A 14349-nucleotide genomic window follows, 5' to 3' on the forward strand; every position below is an offset into this window, starting at 1 on the left:
GAGAGACGATGCTCATCCCACCGACCACCAGGTGGTCCAGCAGACGAATATCCACCAGGTCCAGCGCCTGTTTAAGACGTTCCGTGAGGCGACGGTCAGCCTGGCTGGGCTCCGCCAGGCCTGACGGATGGCTATGGGCGACAATAACCGCAGCGCAGTTATGTTTCAGGGCGGATTTCACCACTTCACGGGGATGGACCTCCGTGTGGCTGAGGGTGCCGGTGAAGAGCGTTTCGTGGGCTATCAGGCGATGCTGGTTATCAAGAAAGAGCACTACAAATTCTTCGCGCTCCTGTGAGGCCAGCTGCAGACGCAGCCAGTCGCGGACGGCATGCACGGAAGTAAATGACGCGCCGGGCTCGCGTAACTGGCGCTCCAGCAGGGCTAAGGCTTCCCGGATGGTATGCTGCTCTGCTGAAGGGAGTGACCGGGCAAACAGCGGTAGTTGTTGTTCCATAGTGTCTTCCCTCAGTCGATGATGTGCATGATGGCGCGGCACTCCGGGTGACTCAGCGCATAATTCCGCAGGCGGTAATAATGCGCGGTCATGGCATCGCATTCAGTGCGACAGGCATGGTGGCTGTACTCCAGCAGGCAGGCGGTAATCCCGGCGGCTTCCGCACTCATGTCCGCGCCGTTGCCGTTCATGTCATTAAACAGCGTCCATTTATCCTCATTACCGTCTTCCGGCTCCGGGGCCATAAACGCGCCGCCGTTGCTCAGCGTGTAGAACTGCCAGACACCGCCGCAGTAGTCCTCACACAGCCGGTCCATCCGGGCGAAGATGCGGGGTTCGAGCAGTATCCACTGCGGAATACCACCGAAGTGCTGCGGCCAGAAGTGAAGACGCTGCGTATCGGGCAGCAACGTGGCGGTGAGGGGGCTGGTATTTTCAGTCACAGTGCAGGTCAGGTTAAGCGTGTTGTTCATGTTATTTCCTTTATTTTTCAGGTGGATTCTTGAGAAGAAGTGGCGGCAGGGCTGGCTCTGCAGGGGGACCGGCCAGACCGATGCCTGGCGGGCATTCGCAGGAACGTGACGCTCAGCCCAGGGCCTGCTGCAGCTCTTCCGCCATCACCCATAATGCGCGATTCAGTTTGAGGTCCCCGTCGATACCGTTGACGGCCCGGGTGTGGCTGCGTTTTGTACCGTCCGGCCGGGCAGGCCACCTTTTTTGAGGTTCTCCTGCAGCCGGTTAAAGACGGTCCACAGGTCGTGTTTGTCGTCCTGCCACCGGCGTGGGGCCAGCACCTGCGCCTCAGTGACCGGCTGATGCTCTTCCCCGAAGCGTTACGTCAGGGCGGCTTTCGCCAGCGCCTGTTGCGCCGGGGGCGGGAGCTGCAGCGCCTGCATGGCGTCCCGCTGTTCTTCAATCCGGTCAAAAACACCGAGTACCTCGTACGCCCCCTCAATGACTTTCTCCACGACATCACCCCGGTGCGGGACGCGGATTTCGCCAGACGACTGTCCGCAGACGAGCGAGTTGGTACACACGCTTCTGAAGAGTCCCGGCAGCATCTGATAACCTGATGACCCGTCGTGGGAGTTGAGCGGAATGATTTCCGGGACCTGCTGGCCGGTAAGCTGCCCGGCGCGTCGCAGGCGTAACATATGCTTTGTGTGCTCCCGGCGCCCCGGGTCACGCACGCGGGACTGGCAGGCAAAGAACGGCTCAAAGCCTTCGCGCTGCAGATTTTGCAGCAGGGTAATGGTGGGGATGTAACTGTACCGCTCAGAACGGGACGCGTGTTTCTCTTCCCCGAAGACACCGGGGACGACCTGCATCAGTTCGTCATAGGTTAATGGACGGTCGCGGCGTATCTGATTGATTCGGCCAAAGCGGCTGGCTAAACGCATAGAAAGGCTCCTTTCCTGAAGTAAACGGCATAAATGAAAAAAGCCATGTCCCGACAGGGAGCATGGCTTCAGATAATGTCAGTGTGAGTGATTCGGTACGGATGGGACTCAGGTCAGATGTCGTCCCACAAGCAGCATCCCGGCAAACCAGCCGATACACTGGGGGCCAACCAGCCAGAAAATACGGGCTTTGAGCAGTTCACCCATCCCGCCGCCGGTGATGACCGCGTCCGGCATCAGCCACTGGCGCAGAACCGCTCCGACAGTCATTCCGGTCCCGGGACCCAGCGTCATCCAGAACAGATAACCCACCCCCTGCCAGAAATCCCGGATAAAACCGGAGCGGCCGAAAACATTAAATAAAACGACAAAGAGCGCGATGCTCAGTGCAATCACAAAATATTTTATTACGAGTGCCACAGACAGACTCCCTGATACATTAACGGTTAAATTTTTTGCTGCACTGCAGGCCGGCTTTCTGCATATTGTTTATAAAGCCCGGCGGCAGGCGTCCGTCCTGGCTGGTCTGCTGCAGTTCACCATTGACGTAGATTTTTTGCAGCTCGTCCCAGATACAGCCGCACAGTGCGGTGGAATACCCGCCAGATTTACATCCCCGGATAAAGTCCCGCTCCTCTCTGTCCCCGCAGCCGCTCAGCAACAAAATGACCAGTAATCCCGGAAGCAGCACTCCCCGCGGACTCACTGGCAGGGGTAACGATTTGTTCAGCATGTTTTCTCCTTGCAGGTATGCCGTCTCATCACAGGCTGTCGGCGGCGGGAATGCCTTCATCTGCCAGGGCGTGGCTGATGTTGTTCACCATGGTATCGGGGTCCAGTTTTATCTCTGCCAGATGTTTTCCGGCTTGTGGTGTTCCCTGATAAACATCCAGCGAGGCGAACGCGTTCCCGTCATCATTCGTCCCGGCAGACACGAGATAGGTGGTGTTGCCATTTCTGACGGTGAACTCCTGGAGACTGATAACCTGGTTATTCTGGCTGGCATACGAGGTTTTGCTGGCGGGTACAGCAAGTTCCATTTCCTTGTGCTCCTCACCGGTCTTGCCGAATGCATAGGATACCGACGGTGAGATAAGGCAGATTTCCACTTCTTTTTTATGGTTAGCGGTCTGTGCATAAAACACGGGTTTAGCACAGCGCAGCTCATGCGCTTTCCGCAGCGCATCCGGAGTCTGTGCGTGAGCGGATGACAGGGGAGTGAAGCTTGCGGCGAGAATCAACAGTAGTGAACGGTGAACAGGTTTCATCAGAAAACTCCTTGTGTGAGAAATAACCGGGAGTCACTCCCGGAAGGTGTGTATGACATTGCTGATAAAATGAAAATGAGGCAGCGCGCGGATAAAGTCCTCATTGCTGGCCAGGGCATCTATTTCGCTTCGCCGCCGGAAATACCGCTCCGACAGGGAGACTGCCGTGATATCTTCCAGCCTGAATACCCGGACGGACCGGTGCTGACAGGCGACCAGGTACCATCCTCCGGACTGATAAATAAGGCGACAGGGCTCCAGAGCGTCATGGAGATGCCCGTCTGAATGCAGACTGACCACCCGGTGGTAGTGAATGGCACCGGCAAGGCGCACGAAGCATTCCGGCTGAGCCTGCCGTGGAAAGCCTGCGTGCCAGATAAGGCAGGGGGATGTCCCGGAGTCATCCAGCAGTAATTGCATCAGCTGGCGGCTCCGGGAGGGAAAAAGAGAGGCCAGTCCGGTGCTGCGGATAAATGACAGTGCGCCCGGGGAATAATCGCGCCGCTGTTTCTCACTCAGCCGGTAGTGCCCGTTTTCTGCCTGAATATCGAGGTGTAACAGGCGCTGATTAAAATCCCGGCGCAGTGTGCGGACAGAAACACCAAACTCCAGTGCAAGGGCCTTAAGGGAAAGCGTTTCCCCCTCTGAAAGCCGGCTGATAATGGCCGACAGTCTGATGGCCAGACGGTCATGGTTGTGCACAGCATCCCTGGCGGACATATCTCCTCCGCGTTGAAGAATGAACGGAAAGTTAATGGGGGTATTATGCAGGACGGGCCGGACACGTTATGTCCGCGAGCAGAAAATCAGGGGAAGAATGATTCTGTTTTTTCACCGCTAACCCGTTGAAAAATAAGGATCCGCAATGGCGAAGTCAATTTCAGGGCCCCGGATGACACCACCTGTCCCCTGCACTGCCCGTCAGCCAGCCAGCCTTTCCCACACGCGCATGACCAGGCGAACCAGTTTTCGCCGTAACCGTCTGAGCAGGCGTGCCCATCCCGGTGAATATCTGTCCGGATTAAATACGGCATCAAATGTCTGACCAGCCATATTGCCCACCGCATTCCGCGCTGTTGCCCGCCCTTCTCCGGTCCGGTTTTCCGGTCTGACCTGATGGTACAGAGTAGCGGCTGCCCGGGATGGCAGGGCGTGAAGCATCAGCGCCACAAAGGCAGGCAGGTTATGACCGGTATGTGCAGAAACCGCCATAACCGGAAAGGACGAGGGGAACAGACCGGCAGCCTGTGCACTGAGGACGGCAAGGGACATCTGCTGAGCCTGCGAGAGCCCCCCCTCCAGACCGGCAGGCTGTGGTGGAACCAGGTCAGCGCGGGAGAGGACAAACAGGAATCGCGAAGGCTCAGCGCCTTCGGCCAGCAGACGACGGTGTGTGGCAATATCTGCTCCCCGGGCCCGGTCATCAGTCCTTAATACCCAGATAATCAGGTCAAGTTCCGTCAGCAGGCTGCGGTACAGCCGCTGGTACTCTTCATCACGCTCCGGGGTTTCACCGACACCGGGCAGGTCGACGAGGGTCATCCGGTGTGTCCCGACACGCAGAGTCAGGCGTTGTGGCATGCGGGTACAGGCAGTCAGGTCACCCGTCAGACAGACCGGTTGCTGAAACAGGGCGTTGCACAGACTGCTTTTGCCGGCCCCGGTGACGCCCATGATGCCAATCACGGGTTCATAATGCAGGGTCTGCTGCAGGCGGGCGAGCAGGCGTTCGGCGTCCTGTGGCGGTAAGGGGCTGAGGCAGGTGCGCAGGACATCGCACATTTCCTGCTTAAATTCGGGGGTGTCGGACATGGGGGGCTCCTGTGAATATAGATACCGGGAAGCCTTTCCCCGGCGATTCACAGGAGTAATATAGACATGAGATATTCTGGGATCCTGTTCGCATGGTGAACGATAGCCAGTTTATTGTTACCAATGGTGCAAAACTGGGTCTTCCGCAGCCAGGGTGGAAGAAAATCAATGAAATTTTTTAGTTAACAAAGATCTAAGCTGTTTTAAGTTATGGATAACGTTATGTCTTCACTTAAGACGCTTTGCAGTTGCCATGCGGGGATGTCAAGCCATCAGCAGTCGCTGGGGAAATAGTGTTGTCGAGGGGCATGTAAACCGGCTGAAGATGCTGAAACGCCAGATGTATGGTCGGGCCGGGTCCGAACGACTAAGGCCAGGGGTGATGAGTCCTCTGGCATGAAAATCACCACACAGATTGCGGAAGACCTACTTTTTTTACCCGTTGTTGACATTTGTCCTTGTAAGCTGACCGACGTTCCACGCGAAAAAACATGCACGATCAGAGCGGAAAGCAGCGTAAACTGGTGGTGCCTCATTTCCCGTTCATCCTCGTGTATGCAACTGAAAACGCCCGCGTGCGTGCTTCACACCTCCCGGAAGATAGCCGAAAAATACAGCCGAAGCTGCAACCAGCAAGTGCCGCTTCAGCTTGTTGCGTGGCAATTACAACCCATACACCAGCCTAATCCCTTTCTGCCTGCAAAATGCCATCTACAGACGTTTCCGGGGCGTATTGGGTGCCTGCTGGGTGTTGCCGTTGTGTGTCTCGATGGGATTGCTGCGCATATTTCTCACCCTCCGGAACTAAAAGAAGAAACCGTTGACGGTTAATTCATCGACAGTACGCTGATAAAGCGAGGAATGGCTCCTGCGTTTCCATACGCGCTTTATCACTTATGATACTGCAGATATTTTTGTTGTGACGGTTCCTGGGGGCTGCAGGAGAATCTGGCCCGGCTGCGACGAAACGCCACCAGGTCCGTGGGTCTGAAAAACAGCCATACAGGCTGACTGGTTACCGGTCACCATAAATTCCACCGGGGCGACCAGTCTGCCCTCATCCGTAAATCCCCGGGTCAGTGCCGACTTCCTCACCACCAGTGCATTGGCATTTCTGTATTCATCAGCCAGAGTCCCGCTGCTCCACTCCCCGTCACTCACCACTGCACTGACCCAGCCCTGCGATTTAAGCTGTTCGATAACGTACGTCAACCGGTACAAATCCGACTGAGCAGATACCGGCCCTGAGCACGAAGACCACAAATATTCCAGACGATGAAGTAAGCCGGCCGCAGGGCCCTGTTTGCGTCCCAGAGTCAGCAATCCCTCAATATCGGATGCTATTGCACGCGGGAACCTTTTTTGCTTATAAGCCACAGCCAGCCAGCGCAACAAAAATGCATGCGTGCTGAGTGGGGACAATGCGAGGCCATCCTGCTGTGCGATACGTAAGGCGACGAGTACGCACCAGGCAAAATGTGCAAGTGCTGTGACGGTTTGTTCCGGGGGTAAAGTATTGTGAGTTTTTTTCATTCAGGAATTGTATCTGCGCTGCAGGTATCGGGGAAGATCAGGATTCCTGTCCGGCACCATACAACAGATTCCATTCGCGGACCCGCCGTTGCATTGTTCTGCGGATACTGTTGGGGTACTGACCGGTATCTTTATCCGGCAGCATTTCCAGCAGAGTCGTCGGCATCAGAGTGGGCCTCTCCTTCAGCAGGGGAACAAGCATGCTGTCCCATACTGCTTCAAGAGGAGCTTTGCACGTCCGCCAGTGACGTACACCGGCTTTTGACCACTGACCTTTTTCGAACCTGTGGGCGGAGCGGAAAGAGATACCGGCTTTCATAGCCGATATATGCTGGGTTACATCTTTTTACGCTGAGTCATGTAGTCACTGACCTGAGACGTATTGAACGTCACACCATTTTCTGTTGGATCCTGTACATGAAACTCAGATTACAAAACCGGTCAGAATAATCAGCACCAGGCTGACTGACTTATTGCCGTCTCATATAAGCACATTGCAATGATCACCAGTCATTCCTCGAAAACAGCCCCAAAATAGGTTACAGGTGAATGAGTATATTCACGTAAGAAATGCTTACCGCCCTCACCACTTTTTCGGTTATCGCCCATCCTCTCCAGATATCGTCTCCGGACAACATCCGGAGGTACCGGGAAAAAGGACGTACAGGATGAGTATTGTTTCCCCTCACGCCAGGCATGACAAATCACTTCCCCCACCCCTCCGGGAGAAATAACGTTAACGGAAAAGAAACGGTTATAAAAGTCAATAACAGCAGCAGGACGGTTACTGTTCACCTCAAAAAAAAGTTTCATATATTTTCTTATCATTAAGGAAAGAATGTACTCAAACCCTTCAATGCCATGTTTACGAAACGGGTGACGTATATCCGTTGATTCCGACAGGAACCAGTCACTGAATCGCCTCAGACGAAAAAGAAAACGGTCCCTGTCACCGCTTAATACGGCATAAAAACTGAGAGCCGCAACCAGTTCCAGCATAAATGGTATTAGCTGTCCCCAGGTGCGCTTTAACGACATAAAAAACTGAAACCACTCACCATATCCGAGGCGATATATCTCTGCGTTAAAAAGACTAAAAAGTGGTAAGGTATATTCGATACCGCCAAAATTCAGTGGACGGGGAGTCTGACCATAAAATCGCTTCAGTTTAATACTTCCCAGTAGCTCATTCACCTCCTGTGATCCAAAAAGCGTAATCAGACCTTCATAAAGGCTGCCGTTAAAGACCACGGTTTCACCTGTAAATCTGACGCCAGAAAATCCACGATGTTGTTCAGGAATACGGCTCCCGATGATCCTGTTAATCAGTCCAGGTGCAATAAGAATATTACGTGCTGTATTTGCACCACCTTTACTGACCGGGTAATGATGAGAAAGCTCAAGGGGAAAAAACGATACGGGTTTACTTCCATGATTAACAGTCAAAAAATAACTGCGCTGATGTTTCGCTTTAAGCTGATGCAATTTAACGAGATCAACAATATCTCCGGGTCCCGTAATGGATGCCAGGCAGAGTGGACTGCGCTTAATAAGACACTCCGTTCGATACCAGAAAGAATGTGTCAGCAAATCATTCGGTAATTTACGGGTGGCAAGCTGACGATGATAAGCACTGCAATATTTAGTGTTCCTGCTTTTCATCAGTGAAACACCACAGTAATGACAAATGCTATTCTGCCTTAATATTTTATTCTGCCTGTTCCGGTAACGGATCTGATAATGTCTCTCACAAAGACGAAGACTACCCGCAGGCGTAAATCGAAAAATTGTTTCATTACAATTATTTCTCTTGCACTTGGCCATAACGTTGTCAAATTATAGTTGATATTGATAGTTAATAAGTAATCTACAGATACACTTATCTGTAATATGATAGTGTTAAATGTCTTAAATGATACAGAGGACACCTTGCATGTTGATTGCTTACTTCGGATGTTTTCTGAATTATATATCCTGTCCTTACTCAGTGTATTGGCTACATTCATATTTCTTCTGTCGTTTACTGATTAACAAGAAAAATTACTTCACAATTAATTAATGTTTAATGTGTACGGACACTGTAAACAGTGACTGGCAGAAGGTCAAAAAATGCGCGTTTTTCATGTCGTTACTTCGGGAAGTGTCGCAAAATTGCTAATTTTCGCAATTTTGCGACAAAGACCCGATGTCAACAGACCATGATTGCTCGCTAAGTGAGCTGGTCGATTTTTATCCAGACTCACAGTGGCATTATGCTTAAAGCCTGTCAGGTAATTAAACACTGACAGTTTTACTATATCGGATAGTGTGGCATCACTCTGTCAGGGAGTAAAACATCAGCATGTACAGGCAGATTCAGACCGGCTGAGTTAATGGTATACCCGTAAGGAAATAAATAACCAAGCTGACGGGGTATGACTTCCATGATATTGTTATTAGGCAAAATGTAAACCGGGCCGCCTCTTACATCTCGAACCAGGAATATACTTCTCTGATGGATAAGTTGATTCAGTACCGGCTCCAGTGCTTCACGTTTTCTTAAACGACATGGCCCGCGTTGCATGACTTCACTTAAACGCACAGGTTCATTGAACTGATCCATTTTTTTTATGAGCGCATTTGCAATCCATGAATGGAGTTCAAGGACATCTCTCTCAAAACGACAGCGTTCAGACATTGGATAAAATAACGTACTGGCCTGTTCAGTATACCAGTCCATGATATCTAATGCGCATTGCATACGTGTCTCATTGATAATATTATACTCGAACAAATCACGGAATTCAGTTCTGACAGGTAAAATCTCCATGTTCGTGAATATAGCTGCCAGCCTGACAGCATTTTGAGGGTATTTTGAAATGAAATCGCTGATATGCGCCATTTCCCCTCCGGGAATGATTTTTTTCTCCAGTTCTTTTCGCTTTTTCTGAAGTAATTTTTTCGCTTTCTCAGACAGTTCGATGACTTCTCTGGGAATATCTTTTTCTTTAAAACGTTTCTCAAATAACTTCAGCAACTCATTAAGGTGGACGAAAAAGGGGCCAAGAGCGTACTCCAGATCTGAAATATCAACCTGCCGGTCACGATATCCAATATTGCTTTCCACCATGGTTATAATAAAACGCGCAAGGAAGCCGCTGTACTTCGCTGTTTCACCATGCGTATTAAGATATTTACGAAAAACCTCCGGCTGTACCATCAGTGAAATCATTAAGCAGAGTTCCAGTTCATAACTCTCCCCGTCAGCACGCTGGAAATCATAGGTTCCGCCATCCCAGCCTTTATTCAGCAATGCCAGATAATTTTTAAGCATTCCTTTGAAGAACGAAATGCCTTCATCCGTAATGATCCCCGCTTCAGGCAGCTGGCTTAATCCCTGGATCAATGCTTTGTGAGACACATCCTCATAGATAAATTTCGGTTTTACCGGTTTTTGTGGTTCCTTTTTGTTATGCTCTTCCAGAGCCAGTGTTTCATTTTCTCCGTCATAACCGCGCTTTATTGCCTGTCTTAATGCAGCTTCCAGCGCCTGCTGACAACTTTTCCAGATACGATGCTTCGCTTTGTACTCTTTGAGTTGTAACTGATATTCCTCATTCATACCGAAGAAACATTCCAGTACCGGCTTCATTAATAACTTCAGAATAAATGATTTCCCCTCGCCAGACTCAGCTATGGTCAACAAATAAAGCGACACCGGTTTTGCAACGCCACTGTGCGGGAGTCTGACGGCGGTAATATACTGACATACAAGTGAGAGCTGCGTGAGAATAACACTGACAATCAGTTCTACAGGGATTTGCGTGTAGAGACGAAGGGTCTCAGTCGCATTTCTGATAAGCTGTGGAAGACTTTCTACCGGGAAAGCCTTTCGTTTCCGTGGAGATGGTAAACCGGATAAACGGTTAATCTGAGAATGATGAGGTTCAGGATAATGCATTTTCGTGGTTTCCTTAACATAAAGAGGATATACGCCAGCCCATATACGACCGACGCAGTGATCCCTCACAAACTGAGTGCGAATAACTTTAAATACATGTAAAGCTAAAAAATCAGCGGCTGAGCGCGCGAAGATAGTTCATAGTTGTGGATGAAATCATCGCGTTCAGGTCATGATGAATTTTTTCCGGCACGCGCCCCAAGCCAGCTGAAATAATCACTCCTGCGCCATCTTGATGAACGGCCTAATTTAATGGGCGCTGTAAACTTTTTTTCCTTGATTAGTTTATAAAACCACTTATCAGACAGACCGGAATGCGCTGTCATAAACTTCATATCGATAAGAGGGTCATCTGCTTCAAATACAGGAGTGATACCCTCCTGGCAGGTCATTGCATCGATTCTCTGCATTTCTGTATGAATTTTCATCACTTCTTTCCTCGGCAGTTGATAACTGGATAGCTCTCTGGAGTGCACAGACTTTAAGGAGTGGGAATGAAGGTTAAAACACGCGTGCAAAAAAAAATTTTCGGAAAAAAAGCACAACACTCAACACTTTTTTTAATTTATAGTTGAAAATCATCGTCCAATTAAAGAAAGGTAAAAAACATGTCAAAGAAAAAAAAGAATACCGGGTCAGTAAATAAATCGGATAAAACGCCTGCAGCCCACTATATGGAGCTTTTTAATCAGGTTACAGAGCCTGTTTCCGGTGAATTTATCCGGATGCACTGGATTGATTTCACGCCTACAGAACAGCGCCTGCTTCGCTATCTGAGTGATTCATATCCGGAATGGCGGAGTTACATCACTCGACGCGTGGAACTGAACAAAGAACTGTATCCTGCAACGCCTCTACAAGGTTTTGTTGTCGTTTCTCAGCATAACTTCTCTGCTTTTATGCGTTATTTACTGGAGGATTTAAGTGATGAAGATGATCTACAGGAAGGGGCTGGTCTCCTGACAAAAATTAACAACCATAGCAAGTTGACAGCAAACGATCTGGCTTCTCCGCATGTCAGGGGACTGACGAAAGGTCTTGATACCGTGGAAGGTATGCTTGAATCCAACGGAGCCGATAAATTTGAATCAGCCTGTTATTTATTCACTCTGGCCTATAACTATCTGAGTGAACCAGGTCGTGAGCAGGAATATTACAATGCAATAGGTGAGGCCTTTGCGCACCTCGGAGAGTTCCGGGGATGGAGCCGTAATGTGAAGGAGCTTGAATCGGCGTTAAAAAAATATAAAGACACGAAAAATGCCGGCCATGCTAAAGCAGAAAAGAATTTCGGGCAGCATAAACGGGAGGTCATCAGGATCCTTGAAGAGATTTTATCAGACCGGATATCGGTCCAGGTCAAAACGGCTACGGCACTCCACGATGAACTGGGGCGACGACTGGATATTTTTATTGCAGACAACAGTCTGATGAAATCTACCGATTCTGCAAGAATGATAAAAGGCTGGGCGAGGGAGGGAGAATTCAAAGCGCTTTTCAACAATGTGCTGGCTTCGTGCAAGAATGCTGCAATAAAAAAAGACATGCCGCACTGATAAAAAGTCACCTGACTCAGAATTGTCTGAACCAGCACTATCGCTCCGTCCTTCGTAATACCTTAAACACAGACACGCAACAGGTGCCGCTGGACGGAAGCATATGTTTTTTCCTGAGAGTCCAGGAAATCGTCCACCCCCGTTACTTTATTCGTACCCCTTATAATGGGGTGTTAGCCAGCCAGACCCGGCATGATTACTGCCCCCAGTCGTCCATGATCCGGGGGGTGATGTCACCGGGTCTGGTGGGGCGCTGGTAACCGCTAATAGGGGTCAGGTCAGGCACTTTCGCCGGGACCGTCTGTAACGTGGATGCCGGTACCTGCTCCCCGTGGTTATCTGGTTAACCCGTATAAACAGGGAGACAGAATGACCGAATCCAGCGATTACGAATCCGTCTAGGTCTTTATCGGCGTTGATGTCGGTAAAGATACACATCACGCTGTTGCCGTTAATCGTTCAGGTAAGCGACTGTTCGATAAGGCATTACCCAACGACGAAAACAAACTCAGGTCGCTGATATCTGACCTGAAACAACATGGTCAGATACTGCTGGTTGTTGACCAGCCTGCTACCATCGGTGCATTACCCGTCGCCGTTGCCCGCTCAGAAGGCGTCTTTGTCGGATACCTCCCCGGGCTGGCAATGCGCCGCATCGCCGACTTACACGCCGGTGAAGCCAAAACTGATGCTCGTGACGCAGCCATCATTGCCGAAGCTGCCCGTACCCTGCCTCACGCGCTACGCACGCTGAAGCTGGCTGACGAGCACATCGCCGAACTCTCCATACTTTGTGGCTTCGATGATGATCTTGCCGCACAAGCAACGCAGGTCAGCAACCGTATCCGCGGCCTGTTGACCCAGATACATCCGGCACTGGAACGTGTTCTCGGCCCACGGCTGGATCATCCGGCCGTGCTCGATCTTCTCCAGCGATATCCCTCGCCCGAAAAACTTGCTTCCCTGGGTGAGAAAAGACTGGCAAACCAGCTATGCAAGCTCGCGCCCCGTCTGGGAAAACGCCTTGCTGCAGACATCACCCAGGCACTGGCAGAGCAAACCGTCGTCGTTCCCGGCACAAATGCCGCTGTTGTTGTTCTGCCACGCCTGGCACTCCAGCTCATCACGCTGCGTAAGCAGAGAGACGAGGTGGCCATGGAAGTAGAACAGCGGGTCCTTACTCACCCTCTTTATCCGGTCCTGACCAGCATGCCCGGAGTCGGCGTCAGGACCGCGGCCAGACTCCTCACAGAGGTTGCTTGTCGCGCCTTCGCCTCTGCCGCACATCTTGCAGCCTATGCAGGTCTGGCGCCGGTAACCCGACGCTCCGGCTCATCCATACGCGGGGAGCATCCCTCGAGACGGGGTAATAAAACCCTTAAACGGGCGCTGTTCCTGTCAGCCTTCGCTGCGCTCAGAGACCCGATATCCAGGGCTTACTACACACGCAAAATGAGCCAGGGAAAGCGACACAACCAGGCGCTTATCGCCCTGGCAAGGCGGCGCTGTGATGTCCTGTTCGCCATGATGCGCGACGGGACTTTTTATACCCCTACGGCGTCATAAATATGCTTGACAACTTAATAGGGGCACCCCCCCATTTTTACCGTCTTATATCACTGGCGCTGACAACCTCGACAACACCATTACTCCGGCGACTGCTGATGGCTTCCCATATGGCAGTTGCACCGGCTTTCATCCCGGTCGCCTGGCGCCGAAGCAGGGGATCCGCGCTGGTCCGCAAATCTGCTGCCGTTGCAGCCCGTCGTCCTGCCTCTCCACCGTAAATCAACCCAGGTTGGTGCTGTAATTTTTGTAGCGACTGCGGAGTCTGTTGTCGTGGACCAGCAAAAGGCTCTGAAGATCCGGCAAAGATTTTGCGTGAACAGGATAGATTTCGGCAGTAGCAGTGGCGAACGGCAAATATCAGCCAGATGTCGCTGTTTCAGTGAAGCAACATTGTGTGTCCGGTCACCGTTTGCTGCATCAGGGGGACTCAGACCGGAGACCAGCCCCGTTCTCAACATGTTCTGTTTTGTTCGTTAATTATGTTTTTTTATCCATATTCACTGTTTTTTGATATTTATCAAAAAATTTATAATTCTTTCATTTCATTAAATTCGTTATTTCAGAGCTTTCATTTTGTAAGGCCGGGGGGAGATTTTTTGCCTTCGGTGGCGGAGGGCTTGCTGTAACACAATGTAATTATTTGCTTTTACGACATTTTCGACATTTTCACATACCGAAAAATGGGTGGTCTAACAATATGAATTTGCAATGAATTACAATAATGTTATAAATTGGGTGTTCTGCTAATATTTTCATATTAAACCATCATTAATCTCCGTTTTATTCGCCTGTTAATTTAAAAACAAGATCTTGT

Annotated in this window: 13 protein-coding genes and 4 pseudogenes; 3 read left to right on the top strand and 14 right to left on the bottom strand. The window is 50.6% G+C overall.

The window, feature by feature from the left end; all coding sequences use genetic code 11:
- The 8 genes and pseudogenes from radC to ACU8YC_RS24045 all read right to left on the bottom strand — a co-directional run.
- Positions 1–457, bottom strand: a 457-nt coding sequence (radC, locus tag ACU8YC_RS24010; protein WP_446895828.1) for a RadC family protein, incomplete at its 3' end; no start/stop codon positions are given.
- An 11-nt stretch (positions 458–468) separates the two neighbouring features.
- On the bottom strand, positions 469–930 hold the full coding sequence (locus ACU8YC_RS24015) for an antirestriction protein (protein WP_446895829.1): 462 nt from the start codon (positions 928–930) through the stop codon (positions 469–471).
- Between the two features lie 112 nt (positions 931–1042).
- Positions 1043–1857 (bottom strand): annotated as a pseudogene (locus ACU8YC_RS24020) (DUF932 domain-containing protein).
- 108 nt (positions 1858–1965) lie between these two features.
- Complete coding sequence (locus tag ACU8YC_RS24025) at positions 1966–2277, bottom strand: hypothetical protein (protein WP_446895830.1); 312 nt, start codon at positions 2275–2277, stop codon at positions 1966–1968.
- 19 nt (positions 2278–2296) lie between these two features.
- Positions 2297–2590 (bottom strand): hypothetical protein, encoded by a 294-nt coding sequence (locus ACU8YC_RS24030; RefSeq protein WP_446895831.1) that lies wholly within the window; start codon positions 2588–2590, stop codon positions 2297–2299.
- A gap of 28 nt (positions 2591–2618) precedes the next feature.
- Positions 2619–3125 carry a hypothetical protein gene (locus tag ACU8YC_RS24035; RefSeq protein ID WP_446895832.1) on the bottom strand — a complete coding sequence of 169 codons (507 nt, stop codon included), beginning with the start codon at positions 3123–3125 and terminating at the stop codon, positions 2619–2621.
- 33 nt (positions 3126–3158) lie between these two features.
- A complete protein-coding gene (locus ACU8YC_RS24040; protein ID WP_446895833.1) occupies positions 3159–3845 on the bottom strand; it encodes a helix-turn-helix transcriptional regulator in 687 nt (228 codons plus the stop codon).
- Between the two features lie 201 nt (positions 3846–4046).
- On the bottom strand, positions 4047–4937 hold the full coding sequence (locus ACU8YC_RS24045; RefSeq protein WP_446895834.1) for a YfjP family GTPase: 891 nt from the start codon (positions 4935–4937) through the stop codon (positions 4047–4049).
- Positions 4938–5172: 235 nt separating this feature from the next.
- Between ACU8YC_RS24045 and ACU8YC_RS24050 the strand changes: the two are divergent.
- Positions 5173–5337: pseudogene (locus ACU8YC_RS24050) on the top strand (ISL3 family transposase); the annotation flags it as partial.
- Positions 5338–5831: 494 nt separating this feature from the next.
- Here the strand turns inward: ACU8YC_RS24050 and ACU8YC_RS24055 are convergent.
- The 5 genes and pseudogenes from ACU8YC_RS24055 to ACU8YC_RS24075 all read right to left on the bottom strand — a co-directional run bounded on the left by ACU8YC_RS24055 (position 5832) and on the right by ACU8YC_RS24075 (position 10838).
- On the bottom strand, positions 5832–6470 hold the full coding sequence (locus ACU8YC_RS24055; protein WP_446895835.1) for a DUF2913 family protein: 639 nt from the start codon (positions 6468–6470) through the stop codon (positions 5832–5834).
- Positions 6471–6513: 43 nt separating this feature from the next.
- A pseudogene (locus ACU8YC_RS24060) lies at positions 6514–6863 on the bottom strand (IS21 family transposase); the annotation flags it as partial.
- A gap of 117 nt (positions 6864–6980) precedes the next feature.
- Positions 6981–8132: a hypothetical protein gene (locus ACU8YC_RS24065; RefSeq protein WP_446895836.1), complete on the bottom strand. Its 1152-nt coding sequence runs from the start codon at positions 8130–8132 to the stop codon at positions 6981–6983.
- A 631-nt stretch (positions 8133–8763) separates the two neighbouring features.
- Positions 8764–10410, bottom strand: coding sequence for a YfjI family protein (locus tag ACU8YC_RS24070; RefSeq protein ID WP_446895837.1), 1647 nt, complete (start codon positions 10408–10410; stop codon positions 8764–8766).
- A 170-nt stretch (positions 10411–10580) separates the two neighbouring features.
- Positions 10581–10838 (bottom strand): helix-turn-helix transcriptional regulator, encoded by a 258-nt coding sequence (locus ACU8YC_RS24075; RefSeq protein WP_446895838.1) that lies wholly within the window; start codon positions 10836–10838, stop codon positions 10581–10583.
- Positions 10839–11018: 180 nt separating this feature from the next.
- Here ACU8YC_RS24075 and ACU8YC_RS24080 point away from each other — a divergent pair, with 180 nt between their 5' ends.
- Positions 11019–11966: a hypothetical protein gene (locus ACU8YC_RS24080; protein WP_446895839.1), complete on the top strand. Its 948-nt coding sequence runs from the start codon at positions 11019–11021 to the stop codon at positions 11964–11966.
- A gap of 408 nt (positions 11967–12374) precedes the next feature.
- Positions 12375–13532, top strand: coding sequence for an IS110 family transposase (locus ACU8YC_RS24085; protein ID WP_446895840.1), 1158 nt, complete (start codon positions 12375–12377; stop codon positions 13530–13532).
- Between the two features lie 145 nt (positions 13533–13677).
- Here the strand turns inward: ACU8YC_RS24085 and ACU8YC_RS24090 are convergent.
- A pseudogene (locus ACU8YC_RS24090) lies at positions 13678–13902 on the bottom strand (ISL3 family transposase); the annotation flags it as partial.
- Between the last annotated feature and the right edge of the window lie 447 nt (positions 13903–14349).

The organism is Citrobacter sp. VF227, from assembly GCF_052950715.1.